Origin of the sequence: Kineococcus rubinsiae (genome assembly GCF_011839805.1) — a bacterium.
GTDB classification, from domain to species: Bacteria; Actinomycetota; Actinomycetes; order Actinomycetales; family Kineococcaceae; genus Kineococcus; species Kineococcus rubinsiae.
This window is the reverse complement of sequence record NZ_VWPY01000001.1, coordinates 104940-128671: the sequence shown is the minus strand read 5'-3', so window position 1 is coordinate 128671 and position 23732 is coordinate 104940. Positions and strand designations below refer to the sequence as shown.

Genomic DNA, 23732 nt, shown 5'->3' with positions numbered 1-23732 from the left:
GTTTCGGTGTACTGTCGATCAAGTGGACGCGCGACGTCCGCATCGCGCCGGCCACCGCCCGCCTTTCGAAACAACGGGAGAACTCCGTGAGCTCCGACACCGGGACGGGCACCACCCGCACCCAGCCCGCCCACCGCGTCGAGAAGGACCGCCGCTGGTGGGTCCTCGCCGTCATCGGCATCGCCCAGCTCGCCGTCGTCCTCGACGCGACGATCGTGAACATCGCGCTGCCCTCCGCCCAGCAGGACCTCGGCTTCGCCGACGACCAGCGCCAGTGGATCGTCACCGCCTACTCCCTGGCCTTCGGGTCCCTGCTGCTGCTCGGCGGCCGCCTGGGCGACCTGTTCGGCCGCAAGAACACCTTCATGGTCGGACTCGTCGGCTTCGCCGGCGCCTCCGTCATGGGCGGGCTCGCCGAGACCTTCGGGCAGCTCGTCGCCGCCCGCACCCTGCAGGGCGTGTTCGGCGCGCTGCTCGCGCCGTCGGCCCTGGCCCTGCTCACCACGACGTTCCGCGACCCGGCCGACCGGGCCCGCGCGTTCGGCGTCTTCGGCGCCATCGCCGGGTCGGGGGCGGCCATCGGCGTCCTGCTCGGCGGCGTCCTCACCGAGTACACGTCGTGGCGCTGGTGCCTCTACGTCAACGTGGTCTTCGCCGTGGTCGGCGTGATCGGTGCGCTGCTCGTCGTGCCCTCCGCGGCCCGCGGCAAGCGGCCCAAGCTCGACCTGCTGGGCACCGTGACCATCACGACCGGCCTGGTCGGCATCGTCTACGGGTTCTCCTCCGCCGAGCGCAACGGCTGGGCGAACGCCACGACGATCGTGTGCCTCGCCGCCGGCGTCGCCCTCGTCGCCCTCTTCGTGTTCGTGGAGTCCCGGGTCGCCCACCCGCTGCTGCCGCTGCGCATCGTCCGCGACCGCGACCGGGGCGGGGCCCTCGTCGCGATCGGCCTGGTCGGGGTCGCGATGTTCGGGATCTTCCTGTTCCTGACCTACTACCTGAGCCAGACCCTCGGGTTCACGTCGCTGCAGACCGGCCTGTCGTTCCTGCCGATGCCGCTGTCGATCATGACGGCCGCCACGCAGATCACCCCGCGCCTGCTCCCGCGCGTCGGGCCGAAGGTGCTCATCCGCACCGGTGGCCTCCTCGCCGCCGCGGGTGTCGCGCTGTTCCTGCGCACCGAGGTGGACAGCACCTGGGCCGGGACGGTCCTGCCCGCCCTGGTCGTCACCGGCCTCGGCATGGGCCTGATCATCTCCTCGTCCATGAACACCGCCACCAGCGGCGTGGCCCGCGAGGACGCCGGCGCCGCCGGTGCCAGCGTCAACACCTTCCAGCAGATCGGCGGCTCCATCGGCACCGCGCTGCTGTCCACCGTCTACGCCAGCGCGGTCACCGACCGCCTCGGCAGCAACGGCGGGGACCGCGTCGACGCCGTCCTGCACGGTTACCACGTGGCCTTCGCCTGCGGCTCGGCCGCCCTCGTCCTCGTCGCCCTCGTGGCCGGCGGGATGGTCAACCGCCACGGCGTGCGCCAGGCGCGGCTGGCGGCGGCCACCGTCCCCTCGCCGTCCCCGGCTCCCGACGACGCCCCGGTCGCCGTCGCCCACTGACGCGACCCCCGCACCGCGCGACGGCGCCGCCCCCCGGTCGGGGGCGGCGCCGTCTGCGTGTGCGCGGCGTTCCACGGGTCCGGCCGAGAGGTGCAGCGGCAGTTCACCCGTGCGCGCGCCGGGCCGCTCCGGGTGATCGTGCGATTGCCCACGGCAACGTTCACCTCGGGTTCTCCGGGCGTCCCCCCGGTGCGGGGTGCACCCGCCCTACCGTCGCCCCGGGCAACGAAGGGGTGGAGGTTCCGGTGACGGGCACGGCAGCGGTGCGGGCGCGGGGCGTCCGCAAGCACTTCGGGGACGTCGTCGCCCTGGACGGGGTCGACCTGGACGTCGCCGCCGGCCAGGTGCACGGTCTCCTCGGTCCCAACGGCGCCGGCAAGACGACTCTGCTGGGGCTGCTGCTCGGGCTGACCGCCGCCGACGCCGGCACCCTGGAGCTCCTGGGCCGCCCCGTGCGCCGGGGCAGCGCCGTGCCCGACGAGGTCGCCGGGTTCGTCGACGGTCCGGGGCTCTACCCCCAGCTCACGGCGCGGCAGAACCTCGCCGCCGTCGCGGACCTGCGCGGGCACAGCCGTGCCGGCGTCGTCGCGGCACTGGAGGAGGTCGGCCTCGCCGACGTGGCCGACGACCGGGTGCGCGGCTTCTCCCTCGGGATGCGCCAGCGCCTCGGCCTCGCCTCCGCGCTGCTGCTGCGCCCCCAGGTCCTCGTCCTGGACGAGCCCGCCAACGGGCTGGACCCGGCCGGCGCGCGCCAGGTGCAGTCCGTGCTCGCCGCCCTCGCCGCCGGCGGGGCTGCCGTGGTCGTCTCCAGCCACCGCATGGACGACGTCACCGCCCTCTGCGAGGAGGTGACGGTCCTGGCGGCCGGCCGGCCGGTGTTCTCCGGGCCCATCGAGAAGCTCGCGGCCGAGTCGGGGGAGCTGGAGCACCGGCTGCGGACGTCCGACACCGACGCGGCCCGACGGGTCGCCGTGGCCGCGCCGGGCGTGCGGGTGCTGCGGGGCGACCCCGCGCGGCGCCCGGACGCGGGGGCGCTGGTCGTCCGCGCCTCGACGGCGGCGCTGGAGGGGCTCGTCGCCCGCCTGGTGCAGGCGGGCGTGGCCGTGCGCGAGGTCGCCCCCGTCGTGGCGCCGCTCGAGGCCGCGTTCCTCGCCCTCACCGAGGGCCAGCACGACGGCCCGCTCGTGGGCGCGGCCGGTGGCCGCGGGACGGGGGAGTCCCGGTGAGCGCGGTCGTCGCCGTGCCCACGCGCCCGGCGTCCGCGCTGCGCGGCTACCGCTTCGAGCTGCTCAAGCTGACCGCCCAGTGGCGCACGCGCGTGCTGCTGCTGGTCTGCGCCGTGGGCCCGGCGGTGTTCGTGGCCGCGGTCAGCCGGCAGAGCACGCTGCCGACCGACACCGTCTTCGGGCGCTGGATGGGCCAGACCGGCTGGGCCGGCTCGCTGGTCGTGCTGTCCTTCTGCTGCAGCTGGATCCTGCCCCTGCTGACGTCGCTGGTCGCCGGGGACGCGTTCGCCGTGGAGGACCGGCTGGGCACCTGGCGCCACCTCGTGACCGTCGTGCGCTCGCCGGGACGCCTGTTCGCGACGAAGGCGCTCGCGGCCGCCACCGTCCTCGCGGTCCTGGCCGTGGCCCTGGCGGCCTCGAGCCTGGTCGGGGGCCTCCTCGCCGTCGGCTCGCACGAGCTCGTCGGCCTGGACGGGCACCTGCTCACCCCGGGGCAGGCTGCGGGGACGGTGCTGCTGGCCTGGGCCGTGGTCCTCGCTCCCACCTGCGCGTTCGCGGCCGTCGGGCTGCTCGGGTCGGTGGCGCTGGGCCGGTCGCCGACGGGGCTCCTGCTGCCCGCCCTGCTGGCACTGCTGCTGCAGCTCGTGCAGCTGCTGCCGCTGCCCGTCGCCGTGCGCGTCGCCCTGCCCGGCTCCGCCTTCCTCGCCTGGCGCGGGCTGTTCACGACGCCCGCGCAGACGACACCGCTGCTCCTCGGCGTGGGCGTGGGCCTGGTGTGGGCCGTCGCGGCGACGGCGCTGGCGCGTCACCTGTTCGTGCGCCGCGACTTCACCGACGTGGCCTCCGACGGCCTCGGCGGGCGGGTCCTGCTCCGGGTGGTGCTGCCGCTCGCGGCCCTGTTCGCGGTGACCGTCGCCGGGGTCGCGGTCGCGGCCCCGGCGAGCGGAGCCGGCATCGGGCGCGAGCAGCTGCAGACCTCGCTGGCCACCTCCTACGCCCACCTGTACCGCCTGCAGACGCGCGAGCTGGCACGCCCGGACGTGACCGAGGCGCAGCTGCGCACGAGCGCCACCTGCGACAAGGGCGGCGGACTGGTCGCGGACACCGGGCCCGGCAACGACTGGCGGTGCGTCGTGTCCTGGCACATCCCCGGCGCCACGGCCGTCGGCTCGGCCGTCTACCAGCTCGACGTCACCGCCGACGGGCGCTACGTCGCCGACGGCGACGGCCCGCAGGCGGTCAACGGCTTCTTCCAGGTCCGCACCCCCACGGGCGACGCGCCCAACCCGATCTGGCAGTTCGACGGCCTCGTCGACCTGCTCGCACCCACCACGAAGGGCTGACATGCACCAGGTCACACGACGCCGGCAGCGACCGGCCGCCTCCACGGGTCTCCCGGGCCGCCTCGGCCGCCGCCCCCTGCAGGTGCTCGCCGCCGGCACCGCCGTCCTCGCCGTCACCGGCGGGGGGGTCGCCTACGCCACCACCTCCGCCTTCGGGCACCGCCAGGTCGGCACGACCTACCCCGACGGCCTCCAGATCTCCTCCGACCAGGTGCTCAAGCCGATCGGCGACCGGCTCGTCACCGACAACGGCAAGATCATGGGCTCCTCGGTCAGTCCGGACGGGCGGCTCCTCGCCGCCGCCAGCACCGACAAGTCGGTCGTCCTGCAGGTGTTCGACCTGAAGAGCTACAAGCTGCTCTGGACCGTCGGGACGAAGACCACGGCGAACGAGGTCGTGAAGGACGGCAGCGTCGGGCAGGAGGCGCCGACGTTCTCCCCGGACGGCAGGTTCCTCTGGCTCTCGCAGACCGACGGCCTGACCCGGTTCCCGGTCAACGCCGACGGCACGCTCGGCACCGGCACCGTGGTCGCGCTGCTGCAGCTGAACGGCCTGTCCGCGCTGCCCGGCAAGCCCGTGTACTCCGCCGACGCGAAGACCGTCTACGTCCCCGTCAACGGCCAGAACACCGTCGTGGCGCTGGACCCGGCCACGGGATCCGTCAAGCAGACCTGGAACGTGGGCACGGCCCCCCGCGAGATCGCCGTGGTCGGCAGCACGCTGTACGTGTCCAACGAGGGCGGCCGCCCCGCCCGGCCCGGTGAGGCGGCGATCAACTCCTACGGCACCGCCGTGCCCGCCGACCCGTACCTCGGCACGTCCACCACAGGGACCGTCAGCGTCATCGACACGGCCCGCACCTCGACCCCGGTCCGCTCCATCCCGGTCGGCCTGCACCCGACGGCGCTGCACCTCGCGGGCAGCGCGCTGTACGTCGCCGACACCGGCAGCGACACCGTGTCGGTCATCGACACGCGGGGCGAGAAGGTCGTGCAGACGATCTCCACGAAGCCCTGGGCGTCGTCCGCGGTCGGCTACGAGCCCACCGCCGTCGCCACCACCGCCGACGGGCACCTCCTGGTCACCCTCGGCCGCGCCAACGCCGTGGCCGTGTACCGCTACACGACCCGCCCCCAGGAGCCGGTGAGCTCCCTCGGCCTGCTGCCGACGGACTACTACCCGGCCGACATCGCGACCGTCGGGAACCAGGTCGTCGTCACCAACACCCGCGGCATCGACGCGCGCGGCCCGGCCCTCACCTTCAAGCAGGGCGCGGGCACGACGCCCGCGACGGGGCACGGGACGCACAGCACCACGGCGTCCCTCACCCGGTTCACCCTCCCGAGCGACGCCGAGCTCGCGGGGTACACCAAGACCGTGTTCGCCCAGAACGGCTGGGGCAGCAAGGACGTCGTCCAGGCCGGCAAGAAGAAGGCGGCACCCGTGGCCGTGCCGGCGCGGGTCGGCGACCCCTCCACCATCAAGCACGTCTTCCTGCTGGTGAAGGAGAACCGCACCTACGACCAGGTGTACGGCGACGACGCCCGCGGCAACGGCGACGCCACGCTGGCCCAGTTCGGCCAGACGGTCACGCCCAACCAGCACGCGCTGGCGAAGCAGTTCGGCCTGTACGACAACACCTACGACATCGGCACGAACTCCGCCGAGGGCCACAACTGGCTCATGCAGGGCGACAACCCGGAGTACACCGAGTCCTCGGCGGGCGAGTACGTGCGCAGCTACGACACCGAGGACGACGTCCTCGGCCACCAGCGCTCGGGCTTCCTGTGGACCGCGGCCGAGACCGCGGGCAGGAGCGTGCGGAACTTCGGGGAGTTCACGCAGTTCGAGACCAAGCCTGCGACCGCCACGTGGCAGTCGTACTACTGCGCCACCAAGGCCGTGGACGCGGGCGGTGACCCGAGCGCGCTGTTCGACCCGGCGATCAAGCAGGACACCGAGTCGCCGATCCCGTCGCTGAACGCCATCACCGACCACGCCTACCCGAAGTTCGACACCGACATCCCGGACCAGTACCGGTACCAGGTGTGGAAGCAGGACTTCGAGAAGAACGGCCCGGCCGCGCTGAACATGTTCTGGCTCTCCAGCGACCACACGGGCGGCACGCCCGACCCGCGCGCCCAGGTCGCCGACAACGACCTCGCCGTCGGGAAGATGGTCGACGAGATCTCGCACAGCCCGTACTGGAAGGACTCCGCGATCTTCGTGGTCGAGGACGACAGCCAGGCCGGCGCCGACCACGTCGACGGGCACCGGGCCCCCGTGCAGGTCATCAGCCCCTACGCCCAGCACGGGGTGGTGGACAGCACCTACTACACCCAGCTCAACATGGTGCGGACCATCGAGCAGATCCTCGGCGCCCAGCCGCTGAACCAGAAGCTCGCCGCGGCGACGCCGATGGCGGCGGCGTTCACGGACGAGCCCGACTTCACACCCTTCACGGCGGTCCCGAACCAGGTCCCGCTCACCGAGGGCGTCGCGACCGCGCCGGCCTGCGGCCCGGACACCCTCGGCCTCGCCGGTGCGCCTGCGGCGCAGCTGAAGAGCGCGCAGGCGCAGGCGCTCACCGTCCCGGCCGCGCAGCAGTCCGTCGCGACGCAGTGGGCGGCCTGGGCCGCGAAGCAGAAGTTCTCGGGGCCGAACGCCGTCGCGGACTCCGCGAACCCCGAGCAGATGAACCGCTGGACCTGGTACCGCGCGCACGAGTGGACGACGCCCTACCCGGGTGACACCACGATCTACGCGCCGGCGGCGGTCCCGGGGGCGAACATCCCCAGCGGCGACACGGAGTGAGGTCGCCGGAGCACCCGGCAGCAGCGTGACCCGACGGCCCACCGGTCTCCCCGGTGGGCCGTCGGCGTTGCGCCCACCCGGTTCCGGCAGGGCCGGTCAGCGGCGCCGCAGGCGGTACCACTGCGGGCCGGTGTCGCGCAGCGGCGCCGGGAACCCCCTGCTGTCCGCGACGTCCTGGGCCACGACGTCCCACCCGGGGAAGGCCCAGGTCACGTCGGAGCGGCTGGCCCCACGGGGCAGCGGCCCCCGGTGTCCCGGCTCGAAGGCGAGCACCAGGAGGGTGGCGCGGGGCGCGGCGCACGCGGTGACCCCGCGGCCCAGGGCCGCGCGCTGCGTGCGCCGGAGCCCGTTGAAGCAGCCCGCGTCGAGGAAGAAGTCGACCGGGCGGGCGACGCGGGCCGGGTCGAGCGCCGTCACGTCGTCCTCGAGCGCGTCGACGTCCACGCCGTGCCCCACGGCCCGCTCGCGAGTGCGGCGCACGGCGGACGGCACCGCGTCGACCGCGCTGACCTCCCAGCCGCGACCGGCCAGCTGCACGGCGTGCGTGCCGGTGCCGCACCCGAGGTCGAGGGCGTGGCCGAACGGGGGAACGCGCTCGGCCTCCTCCCGGTCGAGCAGCGCGGCGAACTGGCCGGCACCGGCCGCCATGGCGTGTTCCCACGGCGTGATGCCGAAGCGGTAGGCGAGGGCGTAGCTGACGTTCACGGGGACCTTCCCGACCGGCCGGAGGACGTCCAGGCCGAGCAGCGTGCCACGTGCGGCGCCGGGGTGGGACGCCGCGGGTCCGCACGGGGGCGCGCGAGGTCGGTGCCGTACCCCGACGGCCACCACGTGAGCCTGCACGACCGCGCCTGACCGGGGCGGCTGGTCCTACCGCGGGAGGTGCCGCGCGGCGGCCGCGAGGACCTCGTCGACCCCGGTGCGCCCGAGCGTCGGGTCCAGTGCGGCGCCGTGCGGGTCGCCCACGTAGTCGGTCGCGGCCGGGTCGCCGTGCCACAGGACGGTGTGCAGGTCGGCGTCGATCGCCGGTCCCCACCAGTGCGGCGGCGTCGGCCCGAACAGCAGGACCGAGGGGACGGCGTACGCCGTCGCGAGGTGCGCGGTGCCCGTGTCGCCCGACAGCACGAGGCGGCTGGCGGCCACCGCGTCGGCGAGGCCGTCGAGGTCCAGGGCCCCCGTGAGGTCCCGCGCGCCGTGCTCCGCGAGCGCGGCCCCGAGCCCGGCCTCGTCGGCGGTGCCCGTGACGACGACGGGGTGCCCGCCCGCCGTCAGCGCCCGCACGACGGCGGCCCAGCGCTCCACGGGCCAGCGGCGGGCGGCGAACGCGGCGCCGGGGTGCACGACGACCGGGCCGGCGGGAGGCGCCGCGGGCCGCTCCCGCAGCCGCAGGTCCTCGGACCCGCACGCGCCGCCGGCCGCGGCCAGCAGCCGGCACCAGCGCGTCACCTCGTGCTCGTCGAGGAACCACGGCGGCCCGTCGGGGAACGCGGGGCCGCCGGTCGCGGTGCTGCGGAAGCCCAGGAGGGACTCCGGCCCCGTGGCGAGCAGCAGCTCCTGGCTCGCGGGGCCGCGCCCGTGCAGGTCGACCGCGACGTGCCCGGACCCCTTCGCCGGCAGCGGGTCCAGCCCGGAGGTGACCAGCACCTCGTCGACCACGCCGCACGCCCGCAGGAACTCCCCGATGGCCCGCGGGGCGGCGAGGACCAGCCGCCGGCCGGGCCAGCGGCGCCGCACCCCGCGGAGGGCGGGGATCCCGGCCAGCAGGTCGCCGAGGCCGAGCGCGCGCAGGACGAGGACGTCGCCGTCGGTGAGCTCCCGCGTCACGCCCGGTCCGCCGGGGGAGCGGGAACCGGGGCGGCGGGGCGGGGCACCGGGCTCACGCGGGGACGCCGGCGCGGCGCGGCAGGGCCGTCAGGTCGAGGGTGGTCTGCCCGTCGCGGGCCGCCGGGAGGTGGACCTCGACGGCGACGCACAGCGTGTGCACGGCCATGAGGTGCCCCTCCTGCACCGCCGACGTCGACGGCCCGGGGAACGCGATGACCTCGTCGGCCAGCTCCCGCAGCGGGTTCGGCGCGTCGACGGTCATCGCCCAGACCTGCAGGCCCAGCGAGCGGGCCCGCTCGGCCGCCCGCAGGAGGTTCGGGCTGCGGCCGCTCGTGGACAGCAGCAGGAGCAGGTCGCCCTCGCGCCCGTGCGCCTCGACCTGGCGCGCGTAGACCTCCTCCGCGCCGTAGTCGTTCAGGACGGCCGTGAGGGTGGAGGTCTCGGCGTGCAGGGCGATGGCCGACAGCGGCCGCCGTTCGCCCGTGAACCGGCCCACGAGCTCGGCCGTCAGGTGCTGGGCCTCCGCGGCGCTGCCGCCGTTGCCCGCCACCAGCAGCCGCCCGCCGCCGTCGACGACGTCGACGAGCCGGCGGCCCCAGCGGTCGATCGCCTCGCCCTGCGCCTCGAGCGCGGCCAGGACGCCCTCGAGCTCCCCCACGTGCTCGCGCAGCCAGGAGCGGGTCGTGGCGCGCGGGCGCCGGTTGCGCGCGGGGCGCCGGGCGGGGGTGTCGTCGGTGCCCGCGTCGCGGGTCCGCACGTCGCGCAGCCCCCCGAGGACCAGGTCGTAGGCGGCCTCCGTGGCCGCGGCCACGCGCGCCCAGTCGTAGCGCTGGCGGGCCAGCTCGCGGCCGGCGGCGCCCATGCGGGCGGCCGTGGCCGGGTCGTCCACCACGCCGCGCACGGCGTCGGCGAGCTCCGCCGGGTCGAGGTGCCCGGTCGCGTCGACCGGGACCAGCCGACCCGTGACGCCGTCGCGGACCGTGTCGAGCATCCCGCCGACGGCCGAGGCGACGACGGGCAGACCCGCGGCCATGGCCTCCAGGACGGCGATGCCGAACGGCTCGTACCAGGGCGTGGCCAGCAGCGCGTCGGCCGCGTGCAGGACGCCGGGCAGGCCGTCGGGAGCGACCCGGCCGACCATCCGCAGCCGGTCCGCGACGCCCAGCTCGTGCGCGAGGCGCTGCAGCCGGACGGCCTCCGCGTCGTCGGCGAGGCCGGCCGCGTCGGGGCCGCCGGCCACGACCAGCTCGGCCTCCGGCAGGAACCGCAGCGCGCGGACGGCCTGCTCGACGCCCTTGCGCTCCACCAGGCGCCCCACGGTGACCAGGCGGGTGCGGCAGCCCGGCAGGCGGGGGCCCACGACGTCGGCGACCGCGGGGGCGTCGGGGGAGAAGCGCGCCGCGTCGACGCCGCAGGGCACGACCTGGACGCGGCGCGGGGGGACGCCCGCGGCGTGCAGCTCGGCGACCTCGTCGCTGCAGGTGGCGATGACGAGGTCGGCCTCGCGGGCCAGGGAGCGCTCGGCGGGGATGCGCGCCGCTGGGCTCGTGTCGGCGGCGCCCTGGTAGCGGCGCTTGACGCTGCCCAGCGCGTGGAAGGTCTGCACCACGGGCAGGCCCAGGGCGCGCGCCGCGGGCACGGCCGCCGTGCCCGACATCCAGAAGTGGGCGTGCACGACGTCCGGGCGGCCCTCGCCGGCCCACGCCTCCCGCAGCACCTCGCCGAAGGCCGGCATGTGCGGCGGCAGCTCGTCCTTGCCGAGCACCTCGGGCGGGCCCGCGTCGACGTGCACGACGTCGACGCCGGGGCGCAGCGCCGTGCGGCGCAGCAGGTCCGGGTCGTCGCGGCGCGTGTAGACGACGACCTCGTGGCCGCGGTCGGCCAGCGCCCCGGCGAGCGCGGCGACGTGGACGTTCTGACCGCCGGCGTCGACGCCGCCCAGCACCGCCAGCGGGCTGGCGTGCTCCGAGACCATGGCGATCCGCCGCGGCGGGACCCCCTGTCGCGCAGTCGGGTTCGTCACGACGTCACCTCCGTCAGCAGTCGGTCCCAGTCCGCCTGGAAGCGGTGCACGCCGAAGGCCGCGACGGCGGCCTCGCGCGCCGCGAGCCCCGCGGCCCGGGCCTCCTCCGGCTCCGCGATCCACCGCCGCGCGGTCGCCAGCAGCACGTCGGGGTCGCTCGAGAGCACCCCCGCCTCGCGCGGCACGTTCTCGGGCGCCGCGGTGGCGGGCAGGGCGAGGACGGGCAGGCCGAGCATCATGGCCTCGATGAGCGAGAGCCCCAGGCTCGTCCAGCGGTAGGGGTGCAGGTAGGCGCGGTGCGTGCCCAGCACCTCGTGCAGGCGCGCCTGCGGCAGGTCCTCGTGCACCGTGAGGTTCGCCCCCGCCGGCGTGCCGTGCGTGCGCTCGGCGAGGTCCAGGACGCCCATGCCGTGCACGGCCACGGGGACGCCCGCGGCGAGGTGCAGCACGACGTCGGTCCCGGCCGTGCGCCAGCGGCGCACGGGCTCGTTGACCGAGACGGCCAGCGACGGCGAGGCCCCCGTGTACCGGTAGCCGGGGTCGACGACGCCGTGCTCGACCACGGCCGTCGGCGCGTCCCCGCAGTCCCAGTAGAGGCGGTTGAAGGCCGTGACGTGCACGACCTTGAGGTCCTTGCGGTCCGCCAGGGGGTGGCGGCTGTCCGCGGCGCCCGCCCGGGGCGCGTCGTGCTCGACGTACAGAGCGGGCACGTCGCGGCCGGGGCGCCGGCCGGTCCAGCGCTCGACGAGCTCGACCTCCTCGGGCCGCTGCAGCACGACGACGTCGAAGTCGGTGTGTCGCAGGTCCTCCGCGGGGACCTCGACGGCGCTCGCGGGCCAGTCCCAGGTGCGGGCCCGGCCGCGGCCGTCGGGCCCGCGGTCGGGGACCAGAGGCAGCAGGTAGTCGTGGCGGCCCTGCACGAACGCCGTCATCCAGGAGCCGTGGACGTGCCAGACGAGGATCCTCACGCCGCACCTCCCGCGGCGCGCAGGGCCAGCTCCACGGCCTCGGCCAGGGTCGCGGCCACCTGCACGCGGTCGGTGGTGCGGGCCGCCTCGACCTCCTCGGGCCGGGTGACGGGCATCGGCACGAGGACGGCGCGCGCGCCCGCGGACACCGCGGCGTCGACGTCGGCGCCGATGTCGCCCACGACGAGGCACTCGGCGGGGGAGACGCCCAGCGCGGCCGCGGCGGCCAGGACCATGCCCGGCTCCGGCTTGCGGCACGTGGAGGGGACGCCGGGCGCGTCCGGGCAGACCTGCACGGTCGCGAAGGGCCCGACCAGGTCGGCCAGGCGCGCGTTGACCGCGTCGACCTGGGCGAGGGTGATCATGCCGCGGCCGACGGCGGACTGGTTGCTGACGAGACCGACGGGCAGTCCGGCGTCGCGCACGCGGCGCAGGGCCGCGGCGGCGCCGTCGACCGGGCTGACCTTCGCCGGGTCGCCGTTGTAGGGCACGTCGTGGACCAGCGTGCCGTCGCGGTCGAAGAGCACGGCCCGCACGGGCGGCGGCCAGGCGTGCGGCGGGCGGCGGCGCCAGCGCAGCTCGCCCTTCGCGCGGTGGAAGACGGCGGCGGGCGGGATCGCGGCGCTCGTGACGAGCATGCGGGCGACCTCGTCGCGCGTGCGCGGGCCCGGGGCGATGCGGCGCCACGCGAAGTCGGCGGTCAGCCCGGCCCAGGAGGTCGCGGCCAGGGCGGCGCTGCGGCGGCGCCCGGCGGCGGTGGCCCCGACGGCGAGCAGGGCGGCGGCGGTGGTGACGAGGTGCCAGGGCAGCCGGCCCAGGGGGGCGTCGGCGCGGCGGCGCCAGTCCCGCCCGTGCAGGGCCGCGGTCAGGACGTCGTCGGCGTTGCCGGCCTGCTGGCGCAGGCTCGCGAGGTCGGCGGCGGGGCGCACGGGGTGCACGGCCCGGTGCCCGCCGCGCACCAGCTCCCACCCGGCCGCGACGACGCGCAGCGCCAGGTCGGCGTCCTCGCGGAACGCGCGCGGGAAGCGCTCGTCGAAGCCTGCGACGGCGACCAGCGCCTCGCGGCGGTAGGCCATGTCGGCGGTGATCCAGGCGGCCGTCTCCAGGCCCGCGGTGCCGCGCTCCCAGTCGGTGGGGCGCCGGTCGGGCGGAAGCGGCACGGTGATCGAGCCCTGGCAGCCGCCGACGTCGGGCAGGCACTGCGCGAGGTCGCGCACCAGCTCGCGCGACCACACCGCGGGCAGCTCGACGTCGTCGTCGACGAAGGCGACCCACTCCGAGGTCGTGCGCCGCCAGCCCGCGTTGCGCGCGGCGGCGGGCCCGCGGCCCCCCGAGCGCACGAGGCGGACGGTGAGCCCGGCGGTGCGGGCGCGCTCGACGGCGGCGACGCACGGGTCCTCGCCCGCGTCGCGCCCGCGGCGGTCGTCGACGACGACCACGAGGTCGGGCAGCGGGCCGGTCTGCGCGGCCAGCCCGTCCAGCAGCACGCCCAGGCTCGGGCGCCCCACCGTCGGGACGACGACGGAGAAGCTCGTGCCCGCGTCGGGGGCGCTGCTCTCCTCCGGCCGGCCCGGGGCGAGCCCGACGACGGCCCCGGTGGCCGTGCTCACGCTCCGCCCTGGAACAGACCGGCCCGTCGCACGAGGTGGGGACCGAGGACCAGGACGTCGACGGGCGCGGAGCCGAACAGCTCCAGCGCGTCGCGGGGGTCGTCGACCATGGGCCGCCCCGCGGTGTTCAGGCTGGTGTTCACGACGACCGGCAGCCCCGTGCGCGCCTCGAACGCGCGCAGCAGCGCGGCCACCTGCGGGGTGCGCTCGTCGTCGATGGTCTGGATGCGGGCCGTGCCGTCCACGTGGGTGACGGCGGGGATCCGCTGGCGCCACTCCGGGCGCACGTCGTGGACGAACAGCATGTACGGGCTCGGGAACGGGCCGTCGGAGAAGATCTCCGGCGCGCGCTCGGCCAGCACCATGGGCGCCACGGGCCGGAACTGCTCACGGCCCTTGACGTCGTTGAGGCGCTCGAGGTTCTCCGAGCGGCCGGGGTGGGCCATGAGCGAGCGGTGACCCAGGGCGCGGGGCCCGAACTCCGAGCGCCCCTGGAACCACGCCACGACGCCGTCGGCGGCGAGCACGTCGGCGACCTCACCGGCCAGGTCGTCGGGCGTCGTGTACGGGACGCGGGCGCGCTGCAGCCAGCCCGCGAGCTCGTCGTCGCTCCACCCGCGGCCCAGGGCGGCGGTCGTCATGGGCGCCACGAGCTCGCCCTCGTCGGCCGAGACCTGCAGCGCCGCACCGAGAGCCGTGCCCGAGTCGCCCGCGGCGGGCTGCACGAAGACCTCCTCGAAGGGGCTCTCGCGCCAGATGCGGGAGTTCGCGACGCAGTTCAGCGCGGTGCCGCCGGCCATGGTCAGGACGCGGTCGCCGGTCTGCGCGTGCAGCCACGTGGCGAGGTCGACGAGCGTGCGCTCGAGGGCCTCCTGCACCGACGCGGCCAGGTCGGCGTGGTCGGTGTCGCGGCGGGGGTCCCACTGCTCGCCGTCCAGCAGCCGCGGGGCCCACCGGCTCCACTCGGGGGAGCGGGCGACGAAACCCCCGTCGCCGGTGGCGTGGATGAACTCCGCGATCTCGTCGGCGAAGCGGGGCTTGCCGTAGGAGGCGAGCGCCATGACCTTGTACTCGTCGGAGGAGTGCAGGAAACCCAGGTGGCTCGTGAGGTTCTCGTAGACCAGGCCCAGGGAGTCGGGCAGGCGCTGGCTGGCCAGCACCTGCAGGGATCCGCCCGTGTAGCGGCCGAGGAGGGAGGAGATCTGCTCGCCGCGGCCGTCGACCGTGAGCACGCTGCTGCCGCCCGCGCGCGCGGCCTCGGGGGAGGCGAGCGCGGCCGAGGCGGCGTGGGCGACGTGGTGGGGGACGAAGCGGACCTTCTCGCGGTCCAGGCCGGGGAAGGCCGTGGCCAGGGCCTCGGGGGCGCGGCGCGCGTAGTCGGTGCGGATCGCGTCGTCCGGGTCGCCGAGGTCGAGCTCCGAGGACGGCAGGACCAGGCGCGGGTCGTAGGAGTACCCGACGAGGTCGACGTCGGTGATGCTCAGCCCCGCCTGCTGCAGGCACGAGCGGATGGCCAGCTCGGGCAGCTCCCACGTGGAGTACGGCACGGGGCGCTTGCCGTGCTTGCGCCGGCTGAAGCGCTCCTCCTCCGCCGCTGCGACGACCTGACCGTCGACCACGAGCGCGGCCGCGGGGTCGTGGAACACGGCGTTGACACCAAGGACGCGCATGACGGCGGACCTCCGGGCGGGGGAGCGAAAAGCGCCCGCGTCTTGAGCGCTGGATGTTGCAGTCGGTCGAAGATCTTGGCCCGACGTCCGCGTACGTTGCCAGACTCCGGGCACGATCGCCCGCCGAGCCCCGCACGTCCGGGACCCCGGCCCCGCCTGGCCGCGGGAAGCCCCGTGACCGATCATCGACGCACCCCCGCCGCGCTCCTGCGCCCGACCGGAAGGCCCCGCGTGCCCCAGCTCGTCCTGCCCGCCCGGCTCTCGGCCGTCCCCGAGGCGCGGCACTGGGTCGCGGCGCAGTGCGGGCCGCGGCTGAGCGCCGGCGAGCGCCAGGTCGTGGAGCTGCTCACGAGCGAGCTGGTCGCCAACGCGGTGCTGCACGGCGGGGCTCCGCCGCAAGGCGCGGTCGGGGACCCCGGTGCTCCCGACGAGGGTTCCGTCGAGGTGCACGTGAGCGGCGCGGCCGGTGCCGTCCGGGTCGCCGTGCACGACGGGAACCCGGAGCCGCCGCAGCTGCGCCACGTGGGCGCGGAGGCGACGGGTGGCCGCGGGGTGGCCCTCGTGGACGCGCTCGCGTCCCGGTGGGGGCACGCTCCTCTGCCGCCGCCCGCCGTCGGCAAGGCGGTCTGGTTCGAGCTGGCCCTCGCGGGGGCCCCGGCCACCTAGGCTCGCCGGATGCCCGACGAGCTCCCGCCGCCCGCCGCGCCGGTGGACCTGCCCCCGGTGGGCTTCCCCCCCGTGGGCTGGGCCGCGACCGTGCTGGGGGAGCCCGCGGGCTGGAGCCCGGCGCTGACCTCGGCCGTGGACCTGGCGCTGCACACCCGGTTCCCGGTGTGCCTGTTCTGGGGCCCGGACCTCTCGATGATCTACAACGAGGCGTTCGTGGCGCTCATCGCCGACAAGCACCCCGCGGCGTTCGGGCGGCCGGCGCGCGAGGTGTTCCCGGAGATCTGGGACCGGATCGGCCCGCTGCTGACCCGCGTCCTGGCGGGTGAGGGCCCGGCCTTCCACGAGGACGAGCGGCTCCTGCTCGAGCGGCACGGGTACCCCGAGGAGTGCTTCTTCACCTTCTGCTACTCCCCGCTGCGCAGCGGCGACGGCCCGGTCGAGGGCGTGCTCGACATCGCCATCGAGACCACCGCCACCGTGGTGGACCGCCGGCGGCTGCGGCTGCTCAGCCGCCTCGGGGACGTGCTGGCGTCGGCGGAGGACGGCGCGGAGGTCGTCGCGCGGGCCCTGCCGCTGCTGCGCGCGCAGACCGAGGACCTGCCCGCCGTGGGGATCCGGCTGGACGACCTCGCGGCCCCCGACGACGACGACCCGCGCCTGCCCCGCAGCCCCGGGCGGCCCGCGGAGGGCGGTGACGTCGTGCTGGAGCGGACGGCGCGCGGCACGGTGGCGTGGGTGCCGCTGCAGCCCGGCGGGCGGGTGCGGCCGGGCGGGGCCGCCCTCGCGGTGCTGCTGAGCGAGCACCTCGCGCCCGACGCCGGTTACCTGGACTTCCTGCGGCTGATCGCCGCGGGGGTGGGCCAGGCGCTCGCGCGGCTCGAGGTCCGGGCGGGCGAGCGGCGGGCGGCGATGGTCGAGCGGGGTCTGTCGGAGTCGCTGCAGCGCAGCCTGCTCGAGGACCCGCTGCAGCCCGACCACCTCGAGGTCGCGGTGCGCTACCTGCCCGCGGCCGACCAGGCCCGCATCGGGGGCGACTGGTACGACTCCTTCCTCGTGGACGGCGCGCTCACGGTGCTCGTCGGCGACGTCGCCGGCCACGACCGGGAGGCCGCGGCGGCGATGGCGCAGGTCCGCAACCTGCTGCGCGGGGTGTCCTCCACCCTGGGCAAGGCACCGGCCGCCGTCCTGACGGGGCTCGACCGGGCCATGCGGGGCCTCTCGGTCGACATCGTCGCCACCGCCGTCCTCATCCAGCTCGAGCAGGGCCCCGGGGACGAGGCGTCGGGGATCCGCACGGCGCGCTGGTCCAGCGCCGGGCACCCGCCGCCCGTCCTGCTGGGCGCCGACGGCAGCGCCCGCCTGCTCACCTCGGCGGCCGACCTGCTGCTCGGCGTCGACCCGACGCTGCCGCGCAGCGACCACGAGGTCGAGCTGCCGCCGGGTTCCGGCCTGCTGCTCTACACCGACGGCCTCGTCGAGCGGCGCGGTGAGCTGCTGTCGGTGGGGCTGGAGCGCCTGCGCCGCAGCCTGGAGGGGGTGCAGGACCTGACGGCGGAGGAGGTCTGCGACCGCGCCCTCGCGCTCGTGGAGCAGGGGCCGCGGGAGGACGACGTCGCGCTGCTCGTGCTGCGCGCGCACCCGCAGGACCGCCCCCGCCCGGCCGCGGCCGGCCCCGAGGTGCTGCCCGAGGACCTGCACCGCCGCAGCCGCTGAGCGGCTACTTCAGCTCGGCGGTGCTCGGCGGGCGCCCCGCCTTGACGGGCACGAGCGCGATGAGCACGCCGAGCAGGCCGAAGACGGCGTGCAGGACGTTCACGGGCCAGTTGATGTTCAGCGGGTTCCCGGAGGGGTTGTCCGCGACCACGGAGCCGTAGGCGTAGAGCGCGGCGCAGGCGAGGAAGAGGACGACGCCGTACCAGCGGGCGCGCCGGCGGCCGGTGTACGCGGCGATCCCCAGGGCGCCGAGGACGAGGTGCACGAGGTTCGAGAGCGGGTTCACCGCGAACCCGATGACCTGCCGCTGGTGGTCGGAACCGGTGACGTCGGAGAAGCCCGCGACGACGGTGCCTCCCACCGCCAGCAGCACGAGGAGGATCCCGGCGATCAGCGAGAGGTACTGCCCCGCCGTCCGTGCGGGGACGTTCGTGTCCTGCCGGCCCGACATGCTGAGGCTCACTGCTCGTCGTCTCCCTCGTCGATCGCCACCGCGTTCCGCGCAGCCCGTTGCTCGCTCTGTGCCCAGCCCGCGGGGGTGGCAAACCCCCGGGCCGCTCGCCGTCCCCGCGCGCGGACGGGCGCGACCCGGCTTAGCGTCGGGGCATGGCAACCGACCTCTACACCGCTGTCGTGACGAGCACCTCCGGCACCGCCCGCTCCGACGACGGCAACCTGTCCCTCGCCGTGCACGAGCCCACCGCGCTCAAGGGCACGGGGGAGGGCACCAACCCCGAGCAGCTGATGGCCGCCGCGCTCGGCACCTGCCTGCTGGAGTCGCTGCGGATCGCGACGAGCAGCACGGGCGGGAACGTCGACGACGTCAGCGTCGAGACGCGCGTGACGCTCGTGGAGGACGACGGCCCCGGCTACTCGGCGCGCTACGCCCTGAGCGTGTCCCTGCCCAGCGCCGAGGACGCCGACGCGGTGCTGCAGCAGGCGCTGGCCATCTGCCCCTTCACCAAGACCGTCGACCCGGCCGTCCTCGAGGTGACCGTCGCCGCGTGAGGCTGCGTGAGCCCGGGTCGTCCGGGTCCGGGTCCGGGTCCGGGTGCCCCGCCGCCGGCGCCCGGACCTAGGCTCCGCCGCGTGGGCGAGCAGCGCGTGGACCAGCAGCCGGGTGGGGTGCGGGCCCTGCGGGCCGGGGACCGGGACGCGTGGGACGCGCTGTGGGCGGCCTACCTCCGCTTCTACCGCCACGACCTCGACGCGGCGGTGACCGAGGCGACGTTCGCCCGGCTGTGCCGGGGCGGGGACGACCTGTTCGGCCTCGTCGCGGTCGACGCGGCCGACCGGCCCGTCGGGTTCGCGCACGTCCTCCTGCACGCCTCGACGTGGTCGCCCACGTCGGTCTGCTACCTCGAGGATCTCTTCGTCGACCCCGCCGCGTGCGGGGGTGCCACGGGGCGCGCGCTCATCGACGCCACGCTCGCCCAGGCGCGGGAGCGCGGCGCCACGGCGGTCTACTGGCGCACGCAGGCCTTCAACGGCCGCGCCCGCTCCCTGTACGACCAGGTCGCCCGCCTGAGCTCCGACGTGATGTACGAGGTCGAGCTCGACGGCTGAGGCGGCTCCTCGGCGCACACCCGCGGGGTTCAGCTCAGGACGCCCAGCAGCCCGGCGGCGAGGACGCCGCCCGCGACGACGACCGCGGCCGAGGCGAGGACCACCCGCAGCGTGAGGGCCCGCACCACGAGCACGGCCGACGGCAGGCTGATGGCGGGCAGCACGACGAGCAGGACCCCGACGACCGCGCTGCCGAACCCGGCCGCGGCGAGGCCCTGCGCGATCGGGACCTCCCCGGCGGTGGGGATCACCGCGAGCGTGCCCAGGACGAGCGCCACGAGCAGCCCGGCCGCGCCCCACGACTGCGCGGAGCCGCCCAGCGGGAAGAGCCAGCCGCTGACCGCGCCGACGCAGAACACGACCACGGCGTACTCGACCGCGACCACGGCGGCGGTGCGCAGCAGCGTCGGCAGGAACCGCCGCGCGCCGCCCTCGTCCGCCGCGGGGTCGGGCGCGCTCCCGACGGCGTCGGCCGCGGCGGCGGGAAGCCGCGCGTCGGTGAGGTGGGCCACCAGGACGCTGCCGCCGACGACGACGAGCAGGCCCACGACGAGCCGCGTCACGACCCACGGCCACGGGGCGACGAGGGCGAGGAACACGAGGACCCGGGGTTCAGCAGCGGGTTGCCCAGCCAGTAGGCCACGACGCCGGCCGTCGGCACCCCGCCGCGGCGCAGCGCTGAGGCCACGGGCGCGGTGCAGCAGGTGCACATCATCCCCGGGGTGGACAGCAGCCCGCCGACCACCGCGCTCGAGCCCGAGCGGCGCCGGCGCATGACCTGCAGCAGCCACCGGCGCGGCACGAGCGTCTGCACCGCCGCCGCCAGCACGAGGCCCGCGACGAGCGCCTTCCAGACGGCCCCGCCGTAGGCCAGCAGGAAGCGCCAGCCGGCCGCGAGGCTGGGCGCCGAGCCGGGCTCGACCCCGGCGGCGGTCGCGATGGCCTTCCCCGACCACGTGCGCGTGCCGGCGAGCTCGCCGACCCGCGACGCGTAGGGGCTCCACTTGGCCCACGTGAGCAGGACGACCGCGAGCACGAGGAACGCGGCGGTGGACGCGAGGGCCGCGCGGCGGCCGGGTGCGGGGGGTGCGTCGAGCGGGACAGCGGGCAACGGGGGACCGTCCTTCCTGGCGCGGGCGCCGGTGTCCTCGACGCGCCGGGGGCCCCGGGAGGCTGTCGGCGGGCGGGCGCAGTAGCCTCCCCGCAGGACGGCGCAGCACCCGGAACCACGGTGTGCGCGCCCAGCGAGAACGGGGAGTGCGCGTGGGCGTGCGGACCTTCATCGAGGGCTGGCCGGTCTACCGGCAGCTGACCGGCGACGACCCCCTGGGCCGCGGTGCCGCCGCCCAGTCGAAGAAGTCGAAGTCGCTGACCCCGCGCACCGCCGAGGCGGACAGCGTCGCCAAGTCGATCTGCCCGTACTGCGCCGTCGGCTGCGGCCAGCGCGTCTACGTCAAGGACGGCCGGGTCACGCAGATCGAGGGCGACCCGGACAGCCCGCACTCGCGCGGCCGCCTGTGTCCCAAGGGCTCCGCGAGCGAGCAGCTCGTCAACGGCCCGCAGCGGATGACGCAGGTCAAGTACCGCGCCCCCTACGCGACCGAGTGGTCCGACCTGGACCTCGAGACCGCGATGGAGATGATCGTCGACCGCACGATCGAGGCGCGCCGGCGCGGCTGGCAGGACGCCGACGACCAGGGCAACAAGCTCAACCGCACGATGGGGATCGCCAGCCTGGGTGGAGCCACGCTGGACAACGAGGAGAACTACCTCATCAAGAAGCTGTTCACCGCCATGGGCGCGATCCAGGTGGAGAACCAGGCCCGCATATGACACTCCGCCACGGTGCCCGGTCTGGGTGCCTCGTTCGGTCGCGGTGGAGCCACCTCTGACCTGCAGGACCTGGGCAACGCCGACGTCATCGTCATCCAGGGCTCGAACATGGCCGAGTGCCACCCGGTCGGGTTCCAGTGGGTGATGGAGGCGAAGGCCCGCGGGACCAAGGTCATCCACATCGACCCCCGGTTCACGCGGACCAGTGCGCTGGCGGACACCTACGTCCCCATCCGCACGGGCACGGACATCGTGCTGCTCGGGGCGATCATCAACCGCGTCCTGACCCAGGAGCGGGACTTCCGCGAGTACGTCCTCGCCTACACGAACGCCTCCTGGCTCGTCAGCGAGGACTTCCAGGGCACCGAGGACCTCGACGGGCTGTTCTCCGGCTTCGACTCCGAGACGCGCTCCTACGACACCAAGTCCTGGCAGTACGCCGGGGCCGAGCACCACGGGGACGAGCAGGAGGAGACGGCCGACTCCCAGGAGAGCGAGTCCGGGCACTCCCTGGGCGCGGGCGGCGCGGCGGTCGACCACGAGTCGATCCAGCGCGACGACACGCTGCAGGACCCGCGCACCGTCTGGCAGGTGATGAAGCGGCACTTCGCCCGCTACACCCCGGAGATGGTGCAGGAGGTCTGCGGCATCCCCACCGACCTCTTCGACGAGATCGCCGAGGCCTGGATCAGCAACTCCGGGCGCGAGAAGACGGGCGTGCTCGTCTACAGCGTCGGGTGGACCCAGCGCGGCACCGGTGTGCAGTACATCCGCGCCGGGGCGATCCTCCAGCTGCTGCTGGGCAACATGGGCCGCCCGGGGGGCGGGGTCATGGCGCTGCGCGGTCACGCCAGCATCCAGGGCTCCACGGACATCCCGACGCTGTACAACCTGCTGCCCGGCTACCTGCAGATGCCGCACGCGGAGCGGCACCGCAGCCTCGCCGAGTACATCGACTCGATCAAGGGCGCGAACCAGAAGGGCTTCTGGGGCAACGCGGACGCCTACACGATCAGCCTGCTGAAGGCCTACTTCGGCGACGCCGCGACGGCCGAGAACGACTACCTGTTCGACGCCATGCCCAAGATCAACGGTGACCACGGCACCTACGGCCAGGTCATGGACATGATCGAGGGCGGGAAGATCTTCGGGTACTTCCTGCTGGGGCAGAACCCCGCGGTGGGCTCGGCGAACGGCCGTGCCCAGCGCCTCGGCATGGCCAACCTCGACTGGATGGTCGTGCGCGACCTCGTGATGATCGAGAGCGCGACGTTCTGGAAGGACGCGCCCGAGGTCGAGACGGGGGAGATCGTCCCCGAGGAGTGCCGCACCGAGGTGTTCTTCCTGCCCGCCGCCTCCCACGTGGAGAAGGAGGGCACCTTCACCCAGACGCAGCGGCTGCTGCAGTGGCGGGAGAAGGCCGTCGAGGCGCCGGGCGACTGCACCAGCGAGCTGTGGTTCTTCTACCACCTGGGCCGGCGCATGCGGGAGAAGCTCGCCGGGTCCACGGACCCGCGCGACCGCCTGCTGCTCGACGTCGCCTGGGACTACCCGGTGCACGGCGAGAAGCAGGAGCCGAGCTCCGAGGACGTCCTGCGGGAGATCAACGGCTACGACCGGAGCACCGGGGACCTGCTGCCCGGCTACACGGCGCTGAAGGCGGACGGCTCGACCTCCAGCGGGTGCTGGATCTACTCGGGCGTCTACGCCGACGACGTGAACCAGGCCGCGCGCCGCAAGCCCGGGCGCGAGCAGTCGCTGCACGCGCACGAGTGGGGCTGGGCGTGGCCGATGAACCGGCGCGTCCTGTACAACCGCGCCTCGGCGGACCCGGACGGCAAGCCGTGGAGCGAGCGCAAGGCGCTCGTGTGGTGGGACGAGGCCCAGGGCCGCTGGGTCGGGGACGACATCCCCGACTTCGAGGCCACGAAGGCCCCGTCCTACCGGCCGCCGAAGGGCGCCACGGGCGTCGAGGCGATCGCCGGCGACGACCCGTTCATCATGCAGAGCGACGGCAAGGGCTGGCTCTACGCGCCCAAGGGCGTCGTCGACGGCCCGCTGCCGGCGCACTACGAGCCGGCCGAGTCGCCGTTCCGCAACACCGTCTACACGCAGCAGCAGAACCCGGCCCGGGAGCTCTACACGAACCACCTCAACGAGGTGCACCCGTCGCCGCCGGAGCGCGGCAGCGACGTGTTCCCCTTCGTCTGGGTGACGTCGCGGCTCACCGAGCACCACACGGCGGGCGGCATGAGCCGGTACCTGCCGTACCTGGCGGAGCTGCAGCCCGCGCTGTTCATGGAGGTCTCGCCGGAGCTCGCGGCCCAGCAGGGTCTCGAGCACCTCGGGTGGGCGCACGTCATCACCGCGCGCGCCGTCGTCGAGGCCCGCGTGATGGTGACCGACCGCCTGGCGCCGCTGCGCATCCAGGACCGCGTGGTCCACCAGATCTGGATGCCCTACCACTGGGGTGGCGGCGGCGGTCTCACGACGGGTGACGTGGTCAACGACCTCGCGCACCTGACGCTGGACCCGAACGTGCACATCCAGGAGTTCAAGGCCGGGACGTGCGACGTGCAGCCCGGCCGGCGCCCGCGCGGCGGGGAGGTCCTCGACCTCATCGACGCCTACCGGGTGCGCGGTGCCGTGACCATGTCCTCGGGTGCGGTCGCCGTGACCGCGGAACTGCTGGACCCGCAGGGCAAGAGCCGGGTCGAGCAGGCCATGGCCGGGGCCACCGGCACCGGCACGGGTCACAGCGCGGCGGAGATGGAGAAGGTCCTGAGCGTCCGCCACGACGTCCGGTCCCGGCCGGGTCAGCCGCAGCAGAACGGTGTCGACCCGGCGGTCCTGGACGCG

The 23732-nt window shown here is 75.4% G+C and carries 17 protein-coding genes and 1 pseudogene; 9 read left to right on the top strand and 9 right to left on the bottom strand.

Annotation, left to right across the window (positions count from 1 at the left end; genetic code table 11):
• Positions 1-86: 86 nt before the first annotated feature.
• From F1544_RS00565 to F1544_RS00550, 4 genes are all read left to right on the top strand, one after another.
• Positions 87-1613 carry an MFS transporter gene (locus tag F1544_RS00565; protein ID WP_167580881.1) on the top strand — a complete coding sequence of 509 codons (1527 nt, stop codon included), beginning with the start codon at positions 87-89 and terminating at the stop codon, positions 1611-1613.
• Between the two features lie 245 nt (positions 1614-1858).
• On the top strand, positions 1859-2839 hold the full coding sequence (locus F1544_RS00560; RefSeq protein WP_167580879.1) for an ABC transporter ATP-binding protein: 981 nt from the start codon (positions 1859-1861) through the stop codon (positions 2837-2839).
• On the top strand, positions 2836-4182 hold the full coding sequence (locus F1544_RS00555; protein ID WP_167580877.1) for an ABC transporter permease: 1347 nt from the start codon (positions 2836-2838) through the stop codon (positions 4180-4182). Before F1544_RS00560 ends, F1544_RS00555 begins: the two co-directional genes overlap by 4 nt.
• 1 nt (position 4183) lies before the next feature.
• Positions 4184-6997 carry a bifunctional YncE/alkaline phosphatase family protein gene (locus F1544_RS00550; RefSeq protein WP_167580875.1) on the top strand — a complete coding sequence of 938 codons (2814 nt, stop codon included), beginning with the start codon at positions 4184-4186 and terminating at the stop codon, positions 6995-6997.
• A gap of 96 nt (positions 6998-7093) precedes the next feature.
• Here the strand turns inward: F1544_RS00550 and F1544_RS00545 are convergent, their stop codons facing one another.
• From F1544_RS00545 to F1544_RS00520, 6 genes are all read right to left on the bottom strand, one after another.
• Positions 7094-7702, bottom strand: coding sequence for a class I SAM-dependent methyltransferase (locus F1544_RS00545; RefSeq protein WP_208971032.1), 609 nt, complete (start codon positions 7700-7702; stop codon positions 7094-7096).
• A gap of 165 nt (positions 7703-7867) precedes the next feature.
• Positions 7868-8821: a glycosyltransferase family 9 protein gene (locus F1544_RS25985; protein WP_167580873.1), complete on the bottom strand. Its 954-nt coding sequence runs from the start codon at positions 8819-8821 to the stop codon at positions 7868-7870.
• A gap of 52 nt (positions 8822-8873) precedes the next feature.
• On the bottom strand, positions 8874-10844 hold the full coding sequence (locus F1544_RS23295) for a glycosyltransferase (RefSeq protein ID WP_208971031.1): 1971 nt from the start codon (positions 10842-10844) through the stop codon (positions 8874-8876).
• Positions 10841-11812, bottom strand: coding sequence for a glycosyltransferase (locus F1544_RS25695; RefSeq protein WP_167580871.1), 972 nt, complete (start codon positions 11810-11812; stop codon positions 10841-10843). Before F1544_RS25695 ends, F1544_RS23295 begins: the two co-directional genes overlap by 4 nt.
• Positions 11809-13422, bottom strand: a complete 1614-nt coding sequence (locus F1544_RS25980; protein WP_167580869.1) for an HAD-IIIA family hydrolase — start codon at positions 13420-13422, stop codon at positions 11809-11811. Before F1544_RS25980 ends, F1544_RS25695 begins: the two co-directional genes overlap by 4 nt.
• The gene (locus F1544_RS00520) at positions 13419-15092 is read right to left on the bottom strand and encodes a carbamoyltransferase family protein (RefSeq protein WP_167580867.1); all 1674 of its coding nucleotides are present in this window, start codon (positions 15090-15092) and stop codon (positions 13419-13421) included. Before F1544_RS00520 ends, F1544_RS25980 begins: the two co-directional genes overlap by 4 nt.
• A 231-nt stretch (positions 15093-15323) precedes the next feature.
• Here F1544_RS00520 and F1544_RS00515 point away from each other — a divergent pair, with 231 nt between their 5' ends.
• Both F1544_RS00515 and F1544_RS00510 read left to right on the top strand, forming a co-directional pair.
• Positions 15324-15758, top strand: coding sequence for an ATP-binding protein (locus F1544_RS00515; RefSeq protein WP_167580865.1), 435 nt, complete (start codon positions 15324-15326; stop codon positions 15756-15758).
• 9 nt (positions 15759-15767) lie between these two features.
• On the top strand, positions 15768-17474 hold the full coding sequence (locus tag F1544_RS00510; protein ID WP_167580863.1) for a SpoIIE family protein phosphatase: 1707 nt from the start codon (positions 15768-15770) through the stop codon (positions 17472-17474).
• A gap of 4 nt (positions 17475-17478) precedes the next feature.
• Here F1544_RS00510 and F1544_RS00505 read toward each other — a convergent pair whose 3' ends face one another.
• Positions 17479-17937: a DUF4383 domain-containing protein gene (locus tag F1544_RS00505; RefSeq protein WP_167580862.1), complete on the bottom strand. Its 459-nt coding sequence runs from the start codon at positions 17935-17937 to the stop codon at positions 17479-17481.
• A gap of 143 nt (positions 17938-18080) precedes the next feature.
• Between F1544_RS00505 and F1544_RS00500 the strand changes: the two genes are divergently transcribed.
• Both F1544_RS00500 and F1544_RS23710 read left to right on the top strand, forming a co-directional pair.
• Positions 18081-18482: an OsmC family protein gene (locus F1544_RS00500; RefSeq protein ID WP_167580860.1), complete on the top strand. Its 402-nt coding sequence runs from the start codon at positions 18081-18083 to the stop codon at positions 18480-18482.
• 81 nt (positions 18483-18563) lie between these two features.
• The gene (locus F1544_RS23710; protein WP_208971030.1) at positions 18564-19040 is read left to right on the top strand and encodes a GNAT family N-acetyltransferase; all 477 of its coding nucleotides are present in this window, start codon (positions 18564-18566) and stop codon (positions 19038-19040) included.
• A gap of 29 nt (positions 19041-19069) precedes the next feature.
• On the opposite strand, the gene F1544_RS00490 is transcribed toward F1544_RS23710, so the two are convergent.
• A complete protein-coding gene (locus F1544_RS00490) occupies positions 19070-19639 on the bottom strand; it encodes a hypothetical protein (protein ID WP_167580858.1) in 570 nt (189 codons plus the stop codon).
• Complete coding sequence (locus F1544_RS00485; RefSeq protein WP_167580857.1) at positions 19600-20151, bottom strand: permease; 552 nt, start codon at positions 20149-20151, stop codon at positions 19600-19602. Before F1544_RS00485 ends, F1544_RS00490 begins: the two co-directional genes overlap by 40 nt.
• A gap of 152 nt (positions 20152-20303) precedes the next feature.
• Here F1544_RS00485 and fdh point away from each other — a divergent pair.
• Positions 20304-23555 (top strand): annotated as a pseudogene (gene fdh, locus F1544_RS00475) (formate dehydrogenase); the annotation flags it as partial.
• Between the last annotated feature and the right edge of the window lie 177 nt (positions 23556-23732).

Coding starts and splice junctions, on each gene's coding strand:
- F1544_RS00550 (WP_167580875.1), top strand. CDS start 4,184: ATGCACCAGGTCACACGACGCCGGCAGCGACCGGCCGCCTCCACGGGT.
- F1544_RS00520 (WP_167580867.1), bottom strand. CDS start 15,092: ATGCGCGTCCTTGGTGTCAACGCCGTGTTCCACGACCCCGCGGCCGCG.
- F1544_RS00510 (WP_167580863.1), top strand. CDS start 15,768: ATGCCCGACGAGCTCCCGCCGCCCGCCGCGCCGGTGGACCTGCCCCCG.
- F1544_RS00500 (WP_167580860.1), top strand. CDS start 18,081: ATGGCAACCGACCTCTACACCGCTGTCGTGACGAGCACCTCCGGCACC.